The following is an 18,522-nucleotide window of genomic DNA, read 5'->3' on the forward strand; positions in this document are numbered from 1 at the left end:
GAAAAAAAAGCCCCTCGGAGGGAGGTCCGAGGGGTGAAGTCCAACAGGGAGGGTCGTTTGGGAGAAGGGTCGTGGGGGGTCAGCGCGTTGTGCCGAGGCCGCCGGTTTGGGCGCCCGTCCGGGGCGCCGGTGCGGTCAACCCGTCGATCTGGGCGGTGAGACCGGTAGTCGGGCGTTGCGGAGAGGCCTCTGCCACCGCGCCGAAGACGAAGCTGGCGACAACAGCGATGCTGAGGATCGAGCGGATGAACATGGCAGTGTCCTTTGCTGAGCGGGTGCTTGGGGGGTCAACGTCACCTTGAATGTCTTGTTCCATGGATAGCTTTTGGGCGCCGTCGGAGCGATTGCGGGAAACCCTACCTTCGCGCCGCGGCGGGTCGGGAAACCCTTACCGCGGTGGAAGGCAGGGTTTTTCGGGTTCAGGTCGCCTGCACGGTAACCTCAAGGCCGAAGGCCATGCCGGAAGGCGCGGCATGGGGGCGGACCAGGGCCTGCACGCGGTTCGTGGGCGCGTTGCGCAGAGTGGCACCGGCCGAGAGGGCGGCGAGGATCATCGCGGCCACGCCGGCGCCTTGGTACTGATCGCCGCCGATGACGGCTGAGGCCTCGGCCTCCAGCCCGCCGTCGACGCGGAACCGGGCGCGGGCCCCTGCGGCTGCGTTGGCGTCGAGGGTCCATGCTGTCTGGTGGCTCGCGGCCCCGTTGATGCCGTTGAACAGGACGCCGAAGCGGTCGCCGCTCGCTGCGTTGACGAGGCGGGTGATCGCGGCGGGGCCGAATTGGGCGACGATTGCCGGGCCGGAGGTGAAGGTCATGGAGACGCGGCCGTTGCCGCCGGGGCCAAAGCCCGGGATGTCGGCGCTGCCCGAGGCGGAGAGGCCCGCGGTCTCGATCAGCGTGGAGCCGGTGGCTCCGGCGCGCGCCGGCAGGCTGGAGAGCGTGAGGATCGCGGGGGCGGAAAGAAGGGTCGTCTTGAGAAAGGCGCGGCGGTTCATGATGTGGGTTCCTTGAAATGCGTGGGTCTGAAATGGCTCCGATGCGGAGCGGTGGCCTTTATGTGCCGCAAGACTGCGCGGGCCGCGATTGCGGAAATCCTGACCGACGCAACCCGCCCGCTGCCGCGTGCCGCGCGGGAGGCTCGGCTGAATCTCGCCGCATCCTCCCCGTCCCGGCCCTTGCCAAGAAAGGGTCGCGTCGCCACGCTGACGGAAGCAGGAGGAGGGTCTTGGCGATGCGGTTTACCGATGAACATTTCACCCTTGGCATTGAGGAGGAATACCTTCTCGTGGATCAGGAGAGTTGCGAGCTGGTCGAGGCGCCGGAGGCCTTGATGAAGGCCTGCGTCGACGAGTTGGCCGATCAGGTGAGCCCGGAATTTCTGCAGTGCCAGATCGAGGTGGGCACCGGTGTCTGCGCGACGATTGCCGACGCGCGGCGGGACCTGCGCCGGCTGCGCAGCTCGGTCGCGGAATGCGCCGGACGCTTCGGCCTCGCGCCGGTTGCGGTTTCCTGCCACCCCTTTGCCGATTGGAAGGACCAGAGCCACACGGACAAGGACCGTTATAACCAGCTGGCCCGAGACATGGGCAGCGTGAGTGAGCGGATGCTGATTTGCGGCGCCCATTGCCATGTGGGCCTGCCGTCGGAGAGTGACCGCGTCGATATCATGCGGCAGTTGAGTTACTTCATGCCGCATCTTCTGGCGCTGTCGACGTCCTCTCCCTATTGGCAGGGGCGCGATACCGGGCTGGCGAGCTACCGGGTGACGGTGTTCGACAACATGCCCCGCACGGGCCTGCCGCCGGAGCTGACGTCGATCGACGAATACAAACGGATGGTGGAGCTTCTCATCGAGCTCGACCTGATCGAGGACAGCTCGAAGATCTGGTGGGACCTGCGGCCCTCGGCGAATTTTCCAACGCTCGAGACGCGGATTTGCGACGTCTCTCCGCGGCTGGAGGATCAGCTTGCGCTGGCGGCACTGATCCAGTGTCTCATCCGGATGCTGATGCGGTTGCGCAGGACGAACCAGCGGTGGCGGGTCTACGACCGGTTCCTAATCAACGAGAACCGGTGGCGCGCGCAGAGATACGGCAACAAGGAGGGGTTGATCGATTTCGGTCGGGGCGAAGTCGTGCCCTTGCCGGAGCTGGTGGACGAGTTGCTGGCGCTGGTGGAGGAGGATGCCGAGGTGCTGGATTGCATCGACGAGGTTCAGCGCCTGCGCGATATGGCCCTTGAGACCAGCGCGGATCGGCAGCGCAAGGTCTATGACGGGACCCGCGCGGCAGGCGGGTCGCACGATGCGGCGATGCGGAGCGTGGTGGCGCATCTGATCGATGAATTCCACATCGATCTGTGAGGAAATCCGCGCCGCGCATCTGCTTGCAATACTCGTGTAACACTCGTTAATTAAACGAGCGTTCAATTCTGGTGTCGGGGAGGAGTGACATGGATTTTGCACTGAGCGAGGAAGCGCAGGCCGTCTACGACATGGCGCGCGCCTTCGGCGAGGCCGAGATCGCCCCCCATGCGCGCGACTGGGAACGCGCGGGCGACATCCCGAAGGAACTCTGGCCGAAGCTGGCGGAACTGGGTTTCGCGGGCCTCTACGTCAGTGAAGAGAACGGCGGCTCGGGCCTGTCACGGCTGGAGGCGACGCTGGTCTTCGAGGCGCTGTCGGAGTCTTGCGCCTCGGTCGCGGCATTTCTCTCGATCCACAACATGTGCGCGAAGATGATCGAGAAATTCGGCTCGGACGCGGTGAAGGAGACCTTCCTGCCCCGCGCGCTGAGCATGGAGACCGTGTTTTCCTATTGCCTGACGGAGCCGGGATCGGGCTCTGACGCGGCGGCGCTGAAGACGCGGGCCGCGCGCAGCAACGAGGGCTATGTGCTCAACGGTACCAAGGCGTTCATCTCGGGCGGGGGCTATTCCGACGCCTACATCGTGATGTGCCGCACCGGGGAGGACGGGCCGAGGGGGATCTCGGCGGTGATCGTCGAGGACGGCGCCGAGGGGCTGTCGTTCGGCGGGCTGGAAGACAAGATGGGGTGGCGGTCGCAGCCGACGCGCGCGGTGCAGATGGACGATTGCGCGGTGCCGGCCGGCAACCTGCTTGGCGAAGAGGGCAAGGGGTTCCGCTATGCCATGGCGGGGCTCGACGGCGGACGCTTGAACATCGCGGCCTGCTCGCTTGGGGCGGCGGCGGCGGCGCTGCGCGCGACGCTGGCCTACATGGGCGAGCGCAAGGCCTTCGGCCAGAGCATCGACCAGTTCCAGGCCTTGCAGTTTCGGCTGGCAGACATGGAGATCGAGTTGGAGGCAGCGCGGGTGTTCTTACGACAGGCCGCCTGGAAGCTCGACCAGGGCGCGCCCGATGCCACCAAGGCCTGCGCGATGGCCAAGAAGTTCTGCACCGAGGCCGGCTCGCGCATTGCCGACCAATGTCTGCAGTTGCACGGGGGCTATGGCTACCTCGCCGATTACGGGATCGAGAAGATCGTGCGCGATTTGCGGGTGCACCAGATCCTCGAGGGGACGAACGAGATCATGCGGATGATCGTTTCGCGGCAGATGCTGGCGGATCGCGGCTGAGGGTGGCACCCGGCGGCGTGGTTGGATTTCCGTATTTATGAAAAGATGAAGCCTGAGGGAGGCGCGCTTGTCGAAGGACATTGATATTCGCATCGAGGGACGCGCGGGACGCATCACGCTGACCCGGCCCAAGGCGTTGAACGCGCTGTCCTACGACATGTGCCTTGCCATCGAAGTCGCGCTGGACGCCTGGGCCGAGGACGACGCTGTGGCGCTGGTGATGATCGACGCAGAGGGAGAGCGCGCCTTCTGCGCGGGCGGCGATATTCAGGAGATGTACGAGACCGGCACGGCGGGCAATTTCGAGTACGGGAGACGGTTCTGGGCCGACGAATACCGGATGAACGCCAAGATGTTCCGGTTTCCCAAGCCGGTGGTGGCCTTCATGCAGGGCTTCACCATGGGGGGCGGCGTGGGGATCGGCTGCCATGGCTCGCATCGGATCGTCTGCGAGAGCTCGCAGATGGCGATGCCGGAATGCGGGATCGGTCTGGTCCCGGACGTGGGGGGCACATTGTTGCTGGCGCGGGCGCCGGGGCGGCTTGGGGAGTACCTGGGCGTGACGGCCACCCGGATGGGTCCGGGGGATGCGATTCATGCGGAGTTCGCGGATTATTACGTGCCGGAGGCTGAGTGGCCGGCGCTCAAGGCCGAGTTGCTGAGTGGCGATCACGAGGCTGTAGATCGGGCGGCCGCGACCCCGCCCGAGAGCACGCTCAAGGAAGCCCAAGCGGGCATCGACCACCTGTTTGGCGGCGAGACCCTGCGCGACGTGTTGATCGATATTGCCCATGCGCCGTCCGAGATCGGAGAGGCGGCCCTCAAGAAGATGCAGCGGAACTCTCCCCTCGCCATGGCCTGCACGATCGAGCTGGTGCACCGCGCGCGGATGCGCGACGATATCGAGCATGCCTTGCGCAACGAGTACCGCTTCACCGCGCGGTCGATGGAGCGGGGCGATTTCCTTGAGGGCATCCGCGCGGCGATCATCGACAAGGATCGCTCGCCGAAGTGGAAGCACGCGGCACCGGCGGATGTGACATTGATGGAGGTGGCGCAGATGCTGCAGCCCCTCGGCGCAGATGAATGGAGTATGGACTGATGCGGATCGGATTTATCGGGCTTGGCAACATGGGCGCGCCGATGGCCGCCAACCTCGTCGCGGCTGGGCACGAGGTTATGGGCTTCGACACGACGGCTGAGGTGCCCGAAGGGGTGGCCTCTGTCGCCAGCGCGGCCGAGGCGGCGGCGGGCGCGGATGTGGTCATCACCATGCTGCCGAACGGCGCCATCCTGCATGCGGTGGCAAGTGAGGTCATTCCCGCGATGCCCAAGGGGGCGATCTTCGTCGATTGCTCCACCGTCGAGGTCGACGCGGCCCGCGCGGTGGCGGCGGATGCGGAGGCGGCGGGCCTCGGTTGGCTGGATGCGCCCGTATCGGGTGGCGTCGGCGGAGCGGCGAGCGGCACGTTGACCTTCATGGTGGGTGGCGGCGAGGAGGCCTTCGAGACGGTCACGCCGCTCTTCGACATCATGGGGCAGAAAGCGGTGCTCTGCGGCCCGGCGGGCAACGGTCAGGCGGCGAAGATCTGCAACAACATGATCCTCGGCGTCACCATGATCGCGACCTGCGAGGCCTTCGCAATGGCCGACAAACTCGGCCTGTCGCGGCAGGCGATGTTCGACGTCGTCTCAACCTCCTCGGGGTACAGCTGGACGATGAACGCCTATTGCCCGGCCCCCGGCGTCGGCCCGAAAAGCCCGGCGGACAACGACTATCAGCCCGGTTTCGCGGCGGAGTTGATGCTGAAAGATCTCGGGTTGGCGCAGGCGGCCGCCGAGGCCGCCGATGCCGACACGCCGATGGGGGAAGCCGCGCTAGCGCTCTATCGGCGCTTCGTGGAGGACGAAGACGGCCTTGGGCGCGATTTCTCGGCCATGCTGCCGCGTTTCGAGGGCCGCAGTCGCGCGGACTGAGGCGCGGCCCGCTGCTGGTGGACGTAGCGCATATATAGTGCCACATGAACGGGCGCCGTGACTTGGGCGCGCGGCTCCCGGTCTATCTTGTTGATACGACCGAGGTATTCGGTCCCCTGCCCGCTGGCCATTCTACGGTTCGTGCCGCAAATCACCCTCCAATGTAAAAAAGATTTACTTCGCCCCTTGCGTGGATCGGCAGCCCTCCCATATGAGTTAATGTGATTAACATTTACATTCATGAGCACCCCACCAAAGGAGACACCCCGATGACCACCACAACCGCCCCCACCCTCATGCAACAAGGCCAGGGTTGGTTTTCCAAGGCGGAGAACTGGCTGGATGCCCGCGGCAAAGGCGCCTGGATCGCTGCCATGGTTCTTGGCTTCATCTTCTTCTGGCCGCTTGGTCTCGCCCTTCTCGCCTACATGATATGGAGCAAACGCATGTTCAACGGATCCTGCAAATCTCGCCGCCACAGCCCGACGTTCAACTCTTCCGGTAACAGCGCCTTCGACGCCTACAAGGCTGATACGTTGAAGCGTCTGGAAGAAGAGCAAGGCGCGTTTGAGGCCTTCCTGCAACGTCTGCGCGATGCCAAGGACAAGTCCGAGTTCGATGCCTTCATGGAAGATCGCGCGAAGAACGCCAAGTCCGACGACAGCGCCGAGGCCTGAGCCTCCGCTCCCCAGCCAATCCCCTGCGCGAGGCCTTGAGTGGCACCGCGCAGGGGCATTTTCCCCTTTCAAAGGCCCCGCCAAATCCCCATGTCCCATACCATGTCCTGTGCCGCCCTGCCCGATCCGACCTATGACAGCGCCTTCTACGAGGGCGTCGTGCCCAAGCGCCTGTTTGCGTGGATGATCGACGCCACGCTCATCTTCGTGATGATGCTGCTGTTGAGCCTGTTCACAGCAGGAATCGCGTTCCTGCTCTGGGTGCCGGTGCATCTTGGCGTCGCTTTCCTCTACCGGTGGAGCACGATCAAGGCCCGGTCCGCCACGCTCGGAATGCGGTTGATGAACATCGAGTTGCGCGGCCCCACCGGCGCGCGCCTGACCAGCGCCGAGGCGGCTGTCCACACCGGCAGCTACCTTTTCGCCGCAACGTTCTTTGTCGTCCAACTGATCTCGATCGCGATGATGATCGGCCGTCCCCTCAACCGTGGCCTGCCCGATGAAGCGGTCGGTGCGGTGATGCTCAACTGCTCGGCCGCGTGAGGTAAAAGAGCGTCTTTTTGCAGCGCGGTAACCACGTCCCAGAAAGAAGTTGCGCCGTGCCGCTCCCGTGTTGCAGTCTGTTGCGAAGTAAACGGGACCTTAATTTATGCGCCATACGCTGCCAATCGCGCCGCAATTCTATGTGACCGCGCCGCAGGACTGCCCCTATCTGGAAAGTCGCCGCGAGCGGAAGCTGTTTACCGCGTTGCAAGGCGATCAGGCGGAGGCGCTGAACAACTCGCTCAGCAAGCAGGGCTTTCGCCGGTCCCAGAATGTGCTCTACCGCCCCTCTTGTGCTGATTGTGCGGCTTGCCTGTCGGCGCGCATCCGGGTCGCGGATTTCGAGCCGAAGCGCAGCCATCGACGGATCGCCAAGCGCAACGAAGGGCTGAGCCGCAACCCGCGCTCGGCCTGGGCCACGGAAGAGCAATACGCGCTGTTCCGTGACTACCTGGACACCCGCCACGCCGACGGTGGCATGGCGGATATGGATGTCTTCGAGTTTGCCGCGATGATCGAGGAAACGCCGGTGAAAACCCGGGTCATCGAATACCGCGATGAGGCCTCCGATGAGCTGGCCGCGGTCTGCCTGACAGACATTCTCGATGACGGGTTGAGCCTCGTCTATTCCTTCTTCGCGCCCGAGCTGCAGAAGAACTCGCTCGGCACCTACGTGATCCTCGACCATGTCGCCCTCGCCCGCGAAGCGGTGCTGCCCTATGTCTACCTCGGCTATTGGGTGCCCGGCTCGGCGAAGATGGGCTACAAGGCGAACTTCCCGGCGCTGGAGGTTCACGTGAACGGCCAGTGGCAGGACATCGGCGCGCCCGAAGAATACGATACCCAGACGCATCCCCTCTCCAACGATCCGATCGCGCAGCAAGTGGCCCAGATCACCCTGCCCGATCTGCGCGGAGACCTCGGCCTGCGGGCGCCTTTCGCCTCCGATCAGGACCCCCTGGACTGAACCCATGCGCCTGAGCCTGGTGACATTATTGGTGCCGGACTACGACGCCGGCATCGACTTCTTCGTCCACGGCCTCGGCTGGACGCTCCTCTCAGACGAGGACCAAGGCCGCAAACGGTGGGTCACCGTGGCCCCCACACCGGAGGGTCCGGCCCTTCTGCTGGCGCAGGCGACAACGCCCAAGCAAGACCGCGCGCGCGGCGCCCAAGCCGGCGACCGTGTGGGCTTTTTCCTCCAGACCGACGATTTCGCCCGCGACGCAGCCCGTATCACGCGCGCCGGCGGCACCCTGCTGGAAACACCGCGCCACGAGCCCTACGGCATCGTCGCCCAATGGCGCGATCCCTGGGGCAACCTCTGGGACCTGATCGAGCCCGCCGCCTGATCGCCCGCCCCTTCATCTTTTCCCAAATACGGCCCCCGGAGGGTCCGCACTCTCCTCCGCGCTGCCATAACGAAAAAGGAGGGCCCACGGCCCCCCTTCCCCGATTTTACGATTGCCCGCCGACCGTCAGTTCGGCAGCAGGTCCGGCACGATCGTCACGATCCCCGGGAAGAACCACAGGATCGCGAGGCCCACCACCTGGATGCCCACGAAGGGCAGCACGCCGCGGTAGATATGGCCCGTGGTCACCGATTTCGGCGCCACCCCGCGCAGATAGAAGAGCGCGAAGCCGAAGGGCGGCGTCAGGAACGAGGTCTGCAGGTTCACCGCGATCATGATCGTCACCCATTTCGGGTCCAGCGTGCCGCCATAGATCACCGGGCCGACGATGGGGATCACGATGTAGATGATCTCCAGGAAGTCGAGCACGAAGCCCAGGAAGAACAGGATCGCCATCACCAGCAGGAACACCACCCATTCCTGATCGAAGGCGCGCAGGAACTGTTGGATGTAGTGCTCACCGCCGAAGGCGATCAGCGTCAGGTTCAGCACCTGCGAGCCGATCAGGATGGTGAAGACCATGCTGGTGACCTTCGCGGTCTCGCGCACCACCGGACCCAGAACGCTCGTGCGCAAAAGCGTCCAGCAGGCAAAGAGCAGGCCGAAGAACGCGAAGTGATAGGCGGCCTGGGTCACGATATAAGCGATCCAGTCGGCCAGGCTCACCGCCTCACGCGACATGCGCAGGTCGAAGTTCACCCCGACGATGATCATGATCACCACGGCGAAAGCCGCCCCGACGATGATCTTCGCCCCGCGCCGGTCGTCTCCGAACTTGCGGTAGGCCGCCAGCATGATCGCGCCTGCCGCGCCAAGCGCTGCCGCAGGTGTCGGGTTGGTGATCCCGCCGAGGATCGAGCCCAAAACGGCCACGATCAGCACAAGCGGTGGGAAGACTACGCGCAAGAGCTCGTTCTGCGCCAAGCGCCCGACCGCGTAGTAGCAGCCGTAGGCCGTCAGCGCGAAGGGGATGGCGAGGATCAGGAACGTCGCCCCCGGCCCCGTCAGCGGCCCGATGAACAGGATGTCCGCGATAAACGCCAGTACGACGCCAAGCCCACCGATCAGAAGCGGCACCGGAGAGGCCGTGGGCGAGATGCCACGGGCCAGCGCCAGCGTCAGCGCCAGCAGCGTGAAGAGCGCCGCGACACCGCTGCCGATGGGCGCGACCGCCGCAAGGGCGGCATCGGTCGCGACGACCATCTCTTCATCGGTCCGTTCGGTCGCGGCGGCATCATCGCCCGCAGCCTCGATCGCCGCCTGCTCGGCCACGGCGGCGTCCCACGCCTCCTGACCATGCAGCGCGATCATGCCTTCGGCACATTGCGGAGAGACATTTGTGCGCAGCGACGCACTGGCCGCACCGTCGGACATGTCCGAGACGGATATCGACTGGCCGCCGATCAGGCCGGAGGTCGCCGCAAGGCTCACCCCGATGATGATCGCGGCGGGCACGCCAAGGAACCACGTCAGCTTTTCGCTGCGCGTCACCGGCTCTCCGGTGCTTTCGCCCATCTGCACCGCGGGCGCTTTCGACGGGAACACCAGCGCGTAGCCGAAGGAATAGGCGCCATAGAGGAAGGCGAGGAAGATCCCCGGCAGCAGCGCCGCCTGGAAGAGCGTACCGACTGAGAGCACGGCGGGCTGGCCGAGGTAGGTCAGCGCGTCACGGCACCCGGCGGCCACGGCGCGCGCCTCCTGCCCGGTGGCGTAGAGGTCACCGGCAAGGGTGCCGAGCAGAACGATCACGATGGAGGGCGGAATGATCTGCCCGAGTGTGCCCGAGGCGGCGATCACGCCGGTCGCAAGCTCCGGTGAATAGTTGTTGCGCAGCATCGTGGGCAGGGCCAGCAGACCCATGGTCACCACGGTGGCGCCGACGATGCCGGTCGACGCGGCAAGGAAAGCGCCCACGATCACGATGGAAACGGCCAGACCGCCCGGCAGCGGGCCAAAGACGCGCGCCATGGTGGTCAGCAGGTCGTTGGCGATCTTCGAGCGTTCCAGCGTGATGCCCATCATCACGAACATCAGGACGGCCAGAAGGATCTCGATGGATTGGCCCGCGATCACGCGCTCGTTCATGCGGTTGACGATGAACGACAGGTTGCGGTCGAGCGCCGTCTCCCACCCGCCGGTGAAGAGCGCCTCTTCAACCCTTGGCAAACTGGGGTATCGGAAGGTTGAGATGGTCTCTCGCGGGACCCCGTCGGCGATCAGCGCCATGTAGTCGGCCGAGCGCACGTCCACCGCCTGGTGGATCAACAGACCCGAGCTGTCCAACGCCGCGATGATCGCGAAAGAGATCACCCCCGCCCCGCCGATGGCGAAAGCCACCGGGAAGCCTGTCATGATCCCACCAAACAAGGTGAGGAACACGATGATCAGGCCGATTTCTACCCCGTCCAATCCAAATAGCATCTGTTTTCGTCCCTATGCTGCGCCTATCGCTGGCGCATTGTCTTGTTGTGGATCAGGTCGTGCCTGAGTGGATGGCGTGCTCGAGCTCTTCGGCCTCGTCGCCCAGGTAATCGCGGTCGAGATACTTGTTCTCGCTCGCCTCGCCCTCTTTCCATTCGAGATAGGAGCGCCAGAACATCGACCACGCCTGCAGGAAGACCAGCACGCAATAGGCCACGATCAGCACCTTGAAGAGGAAGTAGGCGTTGAAGCCATTGGGGCTGAAGCCGATGGTCTCGACGTTCCAGCGCAGGGCGCGCGACTGCATCAGCATGCGGTCCAGCGTGCCGGACGCAGAGGGGTTCGGCACCACGAGGTGACGCCACATGAAGAACCACGCGTACATGTAGGTCAGCGTGACGACGGGGAGCATGAAGAACATCGCGCCCAACATGTCGAGCACCTTCTTGGTGCGGAATTTCACGGCGGAATAGACAAGATCGACACGCACGTGGCCGCCTTGCACAAAGGTATAGGTCACGCAGAGGGTCACGATGATGGCGTTATAGAGCTTCAGCTCCTCCGCCCACCACGACAGGTCTTGCGTGAAGGTGATGCCAAGCGGCCCGAAGGAGATGTCGGGCACCCGGAAAATCCGTTGCAGGAAGACGATCATCACCTGCTGAAGCACCATCAGAAGGCCGACCCAAGCGGCGGTGCGGCCGATGGCGTTGGCAAAGGCTTCCTGCACGCGGACGCATCCCCAGAGGAACTCGCGTTTGAAGAAACCGACGATGGTGATGACGCTGAAGATGAAGAACAGCGCGAAAAACAGCTCGACCGAGGCCCCGTAGTACATGAACCGCGCCAGCGCTTCGGGATTGGACCAGTCGAGCCAGGAACTCGGGTTGAGCAGCGCGGTCACGATGTTCACCGGCGCCATCACGAACTCGGTCAGAGCCCAAAGGATCAGATCTAGCATGTTGAGAATCTCCAGCCGAAGCGGTCTCGGTCAGCAGCGCAACCCAAGGGGCGGTTGCGCGTCAGGACGATTGCAAATTCCCCCACCCCGCCGCGAGGCAGAATGGGGGAGGACTTGCGTTGGTGCAGCGATCAGCCGGCGTTGTTCACGCGGTTACGCTGACGCTGGTACTCGCCGTCGGCGATCTCGTACCAACCGGCGGACTCGCGCAGGCTCTCGAAGTAGGAGTTCGCGATGTTGGCGTAGATCTCGTCGCCCATGTTCTCTTCGCGAACCTCGGCGGCGGCGGTGCCGAAGGCATCCCACACATCGTCGGGGAACTGGCGAACCTGAACGCCACCGGACTGCAGACGGGCCAGCGCGGCACCGTTTTCGGCCAGCGAAAGCGCGGTGTTCTGCGCGTGGGCGGCTTCGGTTGCCACTTTGCAGACCTGCTGCTGCGTCGGCGTCAGCGATTCCCAGATTTCCTGGTTAAAGCCGAAGTGCAGTGCCGAGCCGGGCTCGTGGAAACCAGCGGCATAGTAGGTGTTGGTGACTTCCTGGAAGCCCATCCGCTCGTCCGCGTAGGGACCGATCCACTCCGCACCGTCGATCTGGCCAGAGGACAGCGCCTGGTAGATTTCACCACCGGGGATGTTCTGGACCGATGCGCCGAGGCGACCGAGAACCTGACCACCCTGACCGGGCATACGGAAACGCAGACCCTGGAGGTCTTCGACCGAGTTGATCTCGGTGTTGAACCAGCCGCCGGGCTGCATCGCGGTCATGCCGCACATCAGGGGCTTCAGGCCGAAGAGCGACGACAGTTCGTCGTGCATTTCCTGACCGCCGCGACGGTAGTACCAGTTGGCCATTTCCTGCGACGTCATGCCGAAGGGCACGGAGGTCATGAAGGCAAAGGCGGGGTGCTGGTTGAGGAAGTAGTATTCGGCCGAGTGGTAGACGTCTGCCTGACCGGAGGAAACCGCGTCGAAAACCTCGAAGGCGCCCACGAGGGTACCGGCGGAGTTCTTGTTGAAGGTCAGCTGACCGTCCGTCATGGCGGCGATGTAGTCGATGGCCAGCTGCGCGGCGTCATCGAAGATCGCGAAGCCATCCGGCACCGACGTCACGAGCGTCAGTTCACGGTTGCCTTGCGCGTAGAGCGGTGCTGCGAGTGTGGTGGAAGCAGCGGCTGCCCCGCCGACTGCAGAAGTCCGCAAAAAAGAACGACGATCCATTATGGTATTCCTCCCCGTTTGGATCTTGTCCCCAAGCGCCCCTCCTGGACGCCCGGTGGATTTTTTAAGTAAGGGCACGTTAGCGAAGCGTTCGCCGTCCGAAAACAGTTTTTCTGCGGCTTTGTGTGGGTTTTGTAAAAAAAGTTTACCAATATGGGCTGTAACGGGTCTCGATGCCAGCGAACCCCTCCGGCTCGGACGCCCGATGCCGCGCGTTGCTCACAGAAGATGCAGCGTCCGCGCCGCCTGCCGCTTTTTTGACCAGCGCGAGGGGTGCGCAACGCCCGTCTCACGCCGGGGGTGATTCACCCTGTGGAGCGCGCGCACAGCGGCACCCGCACGCGAAGGGGGCCGCAACGTCCTGCGGCCCCCTTCCCCTCTTCTCCAAGCTATAGACCCGGTGGTCAGCCGATCGCCGCGCCGTCCTCGCGCCAGACGGCGATGACCGACGAGCGCGGCAGGCTGTCGCCGCCGTCGGGCCATGTGCCGCCGGGGTGCTGGATGCCGACGAAGGCCACGGTGCGGTCGCTGTTCCAGGTCAGGCCGGTCACTTCCGATCCGCTCGGGCCGGTGAGGAAGCGGGCGATCTCGCCGGTTTCGGGGTGGCCCACCAGCATCTGGTTGTTGCCCATGCCGGAGTACGGCCCCTCGTTGCTGTCGTCGCCGTCGGTCTGGATCCAGATCAGGCCGTTGCTGTCGACCTGCATCCCGTCGGGCGAGTTGAACATGTTGCCCTCGGTGACGTTGTCCGACCCCGCGTAGGACCCCAGGCCCACGACCGGGTTGCCGGCCATGACGTAGAGGTCCCATGTGAAGGCATCGGCCCCGTGGTCGCCGCCCTCGGGACGCCAGCGCACGATCTGACCGTAACGGTTCTCACCACGCGGGTTCGGCGTGCCGGGGGCGGGTTCGGCCAGGTCGCCACCGGCGTTGGTGAAGCCCTCGGCCCGGCGCGAGTTGTTGGTGAGGCAGCAATAGGCTTCGGGGAGCGTGGTGGAGACGGCCACCCACTCGGGCCGGTCCATGGTGGTGGCGCCGACACTGGAGGCCGCCTGACGGGTGTGGATGCAGATCATCGCCGTATCCATGGCCGTCGTGTCAGGGGTCAGGGCCAGCCAGCTCCCGGTGCCGTCCTCGTTGAAGGACGCGGCATAGAGCGTGCCGTCGTCGAGCAGACCGTCGGTCGGGCCGCCCTCGACGTAGGTGCCGTTGGAGACGTATTTGTACATGAATTCGCCGCGCTCATCGTCGCCCATATAGACGACAACCCGGCCGTCCTCGGCCAGAGTCATCGCGGCGTTCTCGTGCTTGAAGCGGCCAAGCGCGGTGCGTTTGACAGGCTGACTCTCGGGATCGGCGGGGTCGATCTCCACGATATAACCGAAGCGATGGGCTTCATTCGGCTCCTGCGCGATGTCGTAGCGCGGGTGATAGAGCTCGTAGGCATAGCGGCTGTCGTGCTGGATGCCATAGCGCGCAAACCCCTCGGGCAGTTCCAGCTCGGCGTCCGTGGACCCGAAGTAGCCGTTGAAGTTCTCTTCGCAGGTCAGATAGGTGCCCCAGAGCGTGCGACCGGAACCACAGTTGTTGAGCGTGCCCAGAACCTCGGTGCCGGAAGGATCGGCCGAGGTCTGCAGCAGCGCATGGCCGGCGGCAGGCCCCGAGATGCGCATCGGCGTGTTATGATGGATACGGCGGTTGAGCGGGCTGTCGACGACGACATCATAGCCTTCCTCGCCCCGCGCCACTTCCATCACCGTCACACCCTGCAGGTTCATCAGGGTCATCACGTCTTCTTCGGTCGGTGTCTCACGCTCGGGGATGTTGAGCGCGGGGTTCACGTATTCATGGTTGACCGCGATCACCTCGGCATCGCCGACGCGGTACAGCTCCATGCCATCGGTGTTCTCGCCAAAGATCCGGTCCGAGCCTTCGGCGCCATGGCCGTTATCGAATTCCGGCGCGTCGGAGAAGAGCTTGTCGCCCCACCGCGCGACGGGGCGCCAGGTGTAGCCTTCGGGAACGTGGATGGTGTTGTCGGTGAAGGCGGGGATCGGCTCGAAGGGGAAGTCGGACTGCCCATAAGCATGTGCGGTGGTGCCCTTGAGCATCGCGGTGCCCATCACCGCCGCGCCGGAGCCCAATGCCACCAGCGAGCCCAGAACGGCGCGGCGCGTCATCGCTGTTTCGACCACCCGGTCGAAGTCTGTCACCTCGGGCTCGGGGCGCACCTGCGCGTCCCAATCGTCCCAGCTCATGTCGCTTGTATCGATGCGTTTCATCTCGATGTCCTAGCTCTGTGTCGTTGTGGCAGCCCGCGCTCCTTCGCGCGTCTGACGCCGATCTAGGGAGGCTCCACGACAGTCCGGTGACGGTGAGATGAAGGTTCTGTTAAGCCGAGCGCGCGATATTAGTTGCGCAAAACGCCGCTCAAACGACATTTTCTTCACGGGTTCGCGCGTTTGGCTGTTGACGCGCAAAACCCCCGGTCATAACGTCCGGCCCACGCGATATCAGGAGGCTCGGAAATGTCCGGCATTCTCGTACTTGTAGGAAAAAGGCGCATGGGTCGGTAACGACATCCATATCTGGAACCATGCGCCCTCGGATCTTCCTCCGGGGGCTTTTTTTTGGACTGCAAAAGTCGCACACGACCGATGAAGCGCGATAAAGAAGGATCAAGCGCCCATGTCACAGAGCACGTCACAGCAGATGACCGGAGCAAAGATGATCGTCGAGGCCCTGAAGGAACAGGGTGTCGACACGGTATTTGGCTATCCCGGCGGTGCTGTCCTTCCGATTTACGACGAGCTTTTCCAGCAGAACGCGATCCGCCACATCCTCGCGCGGCACGAGCAGGGCGCGGTTCACGCGGCCGAGGGCTATGCCCGCTCCACCGGGCGGCCCGGCGTCGTTCTGGTGACCTCGGGCCCCGGTGCGACGAACGCCGTGACCGGCCTGACCGACGCGCTGATGGACAGCATTCCGATCGTCTGCCTGACCGGACAGGTGCCGACCTTCATGATCGGCTCCGACGCCTTTCAGGAGGCCGACACCGTGGGCATCACCCGCCCCTGCACCAAGATGAACTGGCTGGTGAAGGAAACCGACCGTCTGGCCGACACCATCCATCAGGCCTTCCACATCGCCACCTCGGGCCGCCCCGGCCCGGTTCTGGTCGACATTCCCAAGGACGTGCAATTCGCGACCGGTGAATACACGACAAAGCCGAAGGCGAAGGTCAGCCACTACCAGCCCAAGGTGAAGGGCGACATCGAGATGATCACCCGCCTCGTCGAGGCGATGGAGACCGCCGAGCGGCCCGTCTTCTATACCGGCGGCGGCGTGATCAACTCCGGCCCCGAGGCGAGCACGCTGCTGACCGAACTGGTGGAGGCGACGGGCTTCCCGATCACCTCGACCCTGATGGGTCTGGGCGCCTATCCGGCGTCGGGCGACAAGTGGCTCGGCATGCTCGGGATGCACGGCACCTACGAGGCCAACCTCGCGATGCATGGCTGCGACCTGATGATCAACATCGGCGCGCGTTTCGACGACCGCATCACCGGCCGGATCTCGGATTTCTCGCCGAACTCGCGCAAGGGCCACGTCGACATCGACCCCTCGTCGATCAACAAGGTGATCCACGCCGATTTCCCGATCATTGGCGATGTCGGCCACGTGCTGGAAGACATCCTGAAGGTCTGGAAAGCGCGCGGCCGCAAAGCGGAGCGCGCCGCCGTCAAGACATGGTGGGAGCAGATCGAGACGTGGAAAGCCGTGCGTTGCCTCGACTACAAGGCCTCGGAAACCGTCATCAAGCCGCAATACGCGCTGGAGCGGTTGGAGGCGCTGACCAAGGGCCACGACCGCTACATCACGACCGAAGTGGGCCAGCACCAGATGTGGGCCGCGCAATTCCTCGGCTTCGATGCGCCCAACCGCTGGATGACCTCGGGCGGGCTCGGCACCATGGGCTACGGCGTCCCGGCCTCGGTCGGCGTGCAGGTTGCCCACCCCGAAGCGCTGGTGATCAACGTCGCGGGCGAGGCCTCGTGGCTGATGAACATGCAGGAAATGGGCACCGCCGTGCAATATCGCCTGCCCTTCAAGCAGTTCATCCTCAACAACGAGCGCCTGGGCATGGTGCGCCAGTGGCAGGAACTCCTCCACGGAGAACGCTATTCCGAAAGCTGGTCCGAAGCGCTGCCCGATTTCGTCAAGCTGGCCGAGGCCTTTGGTGCCAAGGGGATCATCTGCTCCGACCCCAAGGACCTCGACGATGCGATCATGGAGATGATCAACTACGACGGCCCGGTGATCTTCGATTGCGTAGTGGAGAAACACGAGAACTGCTTCCCGATGATCCCCTCGGGCAAGGCCCACAACGAGATGCTTCTCGGCGAGGCCGACACCCAAGGCGTGATCGGCGACGCAGGCGGCGTGTTGGTGTGAGCATGGGACGGGTGAGTGGTCTTCGGAAACTGCAGGCGGCTGCGTTTTGTGTCGTGGTCGCAGCCCCCCTACCCGTCCAGGCTCAGGCCGTGGAGGCGCTGTTTGACCTGCTCTGCGGGCGGACGGTGCATTTCTATGACGGCTCGGGGAACCAGATCGAATATACCGCCGGGGATGGCACCGCCTATCTTTGGTACCACGACCTGCCCGAGGTGATCGTCGGCTCGTGGGGTGTCTATTCGGACGCCGAGCTTCGCGAGCTGCAGAATGACGGCTCGAGTGACACGGGCCGCGATGGGGGGCTCGACAGCTCGGATCTCTTCGATCTGCCCGTTGGTGGCGCGCAGGTCTGCTACGAATATCCGGCCGGTGGTTTTGGGCCGCTCGATCCCGGCGGCTTTCATTGTTGGGACGAGGTGGACCTGTTCGAGACCGTGGTGGAGGGCGGCGTCTTTCCGGGCGACCGCTACGCCCTGCGCGACGGAACCCCACCGTTCGTTCTGCAGGAACACCCGTTCCAGACCCTCGAGAGCTTTGACGCCGATTTCCCGCAGCTTCCGCCGGAGCCGGCTTGCGGGGTTCCGATCTCATGATCCGCACCGCGGCCCTTTTCTGCTTCTTCGCCCTGTCCGCAGCGGCACAGGACTTTCGCGGCTTGCTGCCCGGCATGCCGACGGCCGAGCTGGCGCGTCTGGGCGAGCCGTTCGAGCTGCAGACCGCCGAGGGCCGCACCGTGGCGCGCTATCCCCTGCCCTACGAGCGGCAACTCCATGTCGTGCATGGCGGCGGGCGCATCCTCTCGCTTGGGCTTGGTGCAATCGGCGCGCAGATGCGGCCGCCACAGAGCGACGGGCTGACGGTGGGGGAAAGCACCCTCGCGCAGACGCGCGCTGCGGCGGGCTCCGAGGGCTCTCCCCGCGCTCGCGAGACCGAGACGATCTTTGCCGGAGAGGTCTCCGTCGACTGGACGCTCTTCTTCGATTTGCCGGATCACCCCGATCTGACGTTGGAGACCGCTTTCGTCGCCCCCGACCGCACGCTCTCGGAGACAAGCAGCACGCTCCCGCCTGCCCCGCCCGCCGACGCCATCCTGATTGCCGCCAGTTTGCACCACGCAGATTACATCGCGGCCCACCCGGACATCTTCGGGGCCGACCCGGTCGACGAGACCGACGCCCCGTCTTTTGCAACCCCTTTGGCCGAGGCGTTTCCCCGCCTGCAAATGCCCTAGCCCAGACACCATCGCCCTGAAAAGGAAC

17 protein-coding genes are annotated in these 18,522 nt (G+C 64.5%); 11 read left to right on the forward strand and 6 right to left on the reverse strand.

Annotation, left to right across the window (positions count from 1 at the left end):
* Nucleotides 1-79: 79 nt before the first annotated feature.
* A complete protein-coding gene (locus KYE46_RS12085; protein ID WP_219000868.1) occupies nucleotides 80-316 on the reverse strand; it encodes a hypothetical protein in 237 nt (78 codons plus the stop codon).
* 103 nt (nucleotides 317-419) lie between these two features.
* Complete coding sequence (locus KYE46_RS12090; RefSeq protein WP_219000869.1) at nucleotides 420-995, reverse strand: hypothetical protein; 576 nt, start codon at nucleotides 993-995, stop codon at nucleotides 420-422.
* A 236-nt stretch (nucleotides 996-1,231) separates the two neighbouring features.
* Here KYE46_RS12090 and KYE46_RS12095 point away from each other — a divergent pair, with 236 nt between their 5' ends.
* The 8 genes from KYE46_RS12095 (at nucleotide 1,232) to KYE46_RS12130 (ending at nucleotide 8,146) form a co-directional block, all read left to right on the forward strand.
* Nucleotides 1,232-2,362 carry a carboxylate-amine ligase gene (locus KYE46_RS12095; RefSeq protein WP_219000870.1) on the forward strand — a complete coding sequence of 377 codons (1,131 nt, stop codon included), beginning with the start codon at nucleotides 1,232-1,234 and terminating at the stop codon, nucleotides 2,360-2,362.
* Between the two features lie 89 nt (nucleotides 2,363-2,451).
* Nucleotides 2,452-3,597, forward strand: coding sequence for an acyl-CoA dehydrogenase family protein (locus KYE46_RS12100; protein WP_219000871.1), 1,146 nt, complete (start codon nucleotides 2,452-2,454; stop codon nucleotides 3,595-3,597).
* A gap of 67 nt (nucleotides 3,598-3,664) precedes the next feature.
* Entirely contained in the window at nucleotides 3,665-4,699 is a 1,035-nt protein-coding gene (locus KYE46_RS12105; protein WP_219000872.1) for an enoyl-CoA hydratase/isomerase family protein, read from the forward strand.
* Nucleotides 4,699-5,574 carry a 3-hydroxyisobutyrate dehydrogenase gene (mmsB, locus tag KYE46_RS12110; protein ID WP_219000873.1) on the forward strand — a complete coding sequence of 292 codons (876 nt, stop codon included), beginning with the start codon at nucleotides 4,699-4,701 and terminating at the stop codon, nucleotides 5,572-5,574. Before KYE46_RS12105 ends, mmsB begins: the two co-directional genes overlap by 1 nt.
* Nucleotides 5,575-5,843: 269 nt before the next feature.
* Nucleotides 5,844-6,251, forward strand: a complete 408-nt coding sequence (locus tag KYE46_RS12115; RefSeq protein ID WP_219000874.1) for a DUF2852 domain-containing protein — start codon at nucleotides 5,844-5,846, stop codon at nucleotides 6,249-6,251.
* Between the two features lie 90 nt (nucleotides 6,252-6,341).
* Complete coding sequence (locus tag KYE46_RS12120) at nucleotides 6,342-6,794, forward strand: RDD family protein (protein ID WP_219000875.1); 453 nt, start codon at nucleotides 6,342-6,344, stop codon at nucleotides 6,792-6,794.
* A gap of 106 nt (nucleotides 6,795-6,900) precedes the next feature.
* Nucleotides 6,901-7,761, forward strand: a complete 861-nt coding sequence (locus KYE46_RS12125) for an arginyltransferase (RefSeq protein WP_219000876.1) — start codon at nucleotides 6,901-6,903, stop codon at nucleotides 7,759-7,761.
* Nucleotides 7,762-7,765: 4 nt separating this feature from the next.
* Nucleotides 7,766-8,146: a VOC family protein gene (locus tag KYE46_RS12130; RefSeq protein WP_219000877.1), complete on the forward strand. Its 381-nt coding sequence runs from the start codon at nucleotides 7,766-7,768 to the stop codon at nucleotides 8,144-8,146.
* Between the two features lie 126 nt (nucleotides 8,147-8,272).
* On the opposite strand, the gene KYE46_RS12135 is transcribed toward KYE46_RS12130, so the two are convergent.
* From KYE46_RS12135 to KYE46_RS12150, 4 genes are all read right to left on the reverse strand, one after another.
* Entirely contained in the window at nucleotides 8,273-10,627 is a 2,355-nt protein-coding gene (locus KYE46_RS12135; RefSeq protein WP_219000878.1) for a TRAP transporter large permease, read from the reverse strand.
* Nucleotides 10,628-10,679: 52 nt separating this feature from the next.
* Nucleotides 10,680-11,588, reverse strand: coding sequence for a TRAP transporter small permease subunit (locus KYE46_RS12140; protein WP_219000879.1), 909 nt, complete (start codon nucleotides 11,586-11,588; stop codon nucleotides 10,680-10,682).
* A gap of 131 nt (nucleotides 11,589-11,719) precedes the next feature.
* On the reverse strand, nucleotides 11,720-12,808 hold the full coding sequence (locus KYE46_RS12145) for a TRAP transporter substrate-binding protein (RefSeq protein WP_219000880.1): 1,089 nt from the start codon (nucleotides 12,806-12,808) through the stop codon (nucleotides 11,720-11,722).
* Nucleotides 12,809-13,212: 404 nt separating this feature from the next.
* The gene (locus tag KYE46_RS12150) at nucleotides 13,213-15,090 is read right to left on the reverse strand and encodes a PhoX family protein (RefSeq protein WP_219000881.1); all 1,878 of its coding nucleotides are present in this window, start codon (nucleotides 15,088-15,090) and stop codon (nucleotides 13,213-13,215) included.
* 406 nt (nucleotides 15,091-15,496) lie between these two features.
* On the opposite strand from KYE46_RS12150, the gene KYE46_RS12155 reads away from it, so the two are divergent.
* The 3 genes from KYE46_RS12155 to KYE46_RS12165 are packed head-to-tail and all read left to right on the forward strand — an operon-like array spanning nucleotide 15,497 to nucleotide 18,494.
* Nucleotides 15,497-17,263 (forward strand): acetolactate synthase 3 large subunit, encoded by a 1,767-nt coding sequence (locus KYE46_RS12155; protein WP_219000882.1) that lies wholly within the window; start codon nucleotides 15,497-15,499, stop codon nucleotides 17,261-17,263.
* A gap of 53 nt (nucleotides 17,264-17,316) precedes the next feature.
* Nucleotides 17,317-17,856 carry a hypothetical protein gene (locus KYE46_RS12160; protein ID WP_219000883.1) on the forward strand — a complete coding sequence of 180 codons (540 nt, stop codon included), beginning with the start codon at nucleotides 17,317-17,319 and terminating at the stop codon, nucleotides 17,854-17,856.
* Nucleotides 17,853-18,494, forward strand: a complete 642-nt coding sequence (locus KYE46_RS12165) for a hypothetical protein (RefSeq protein WP_219000884.1) — start codon at nucleotides 17,853-17,855, stop codon at nucleotides 18,492-18,494. The genes KYE46_RS12160 and KYE46_RS12165 overlap by 4 nt, the downstream gene beginning before the upstream one ends.
* Nucleotides 18,495-18,522: the final 28 nt, after the last annotated feature.

The sequence above is a fragment of the Gymnodinialimonas ceratoperidinii genome (assembly GCF_019297855.1).
GTDB lineage: Bacteria > Pseudomonadota > Alphaproteobacteria > Rhodobacterales > Rhodobacteraceae > Gymnodinialimonas > Gymnodinialimonas ceratoperidinii.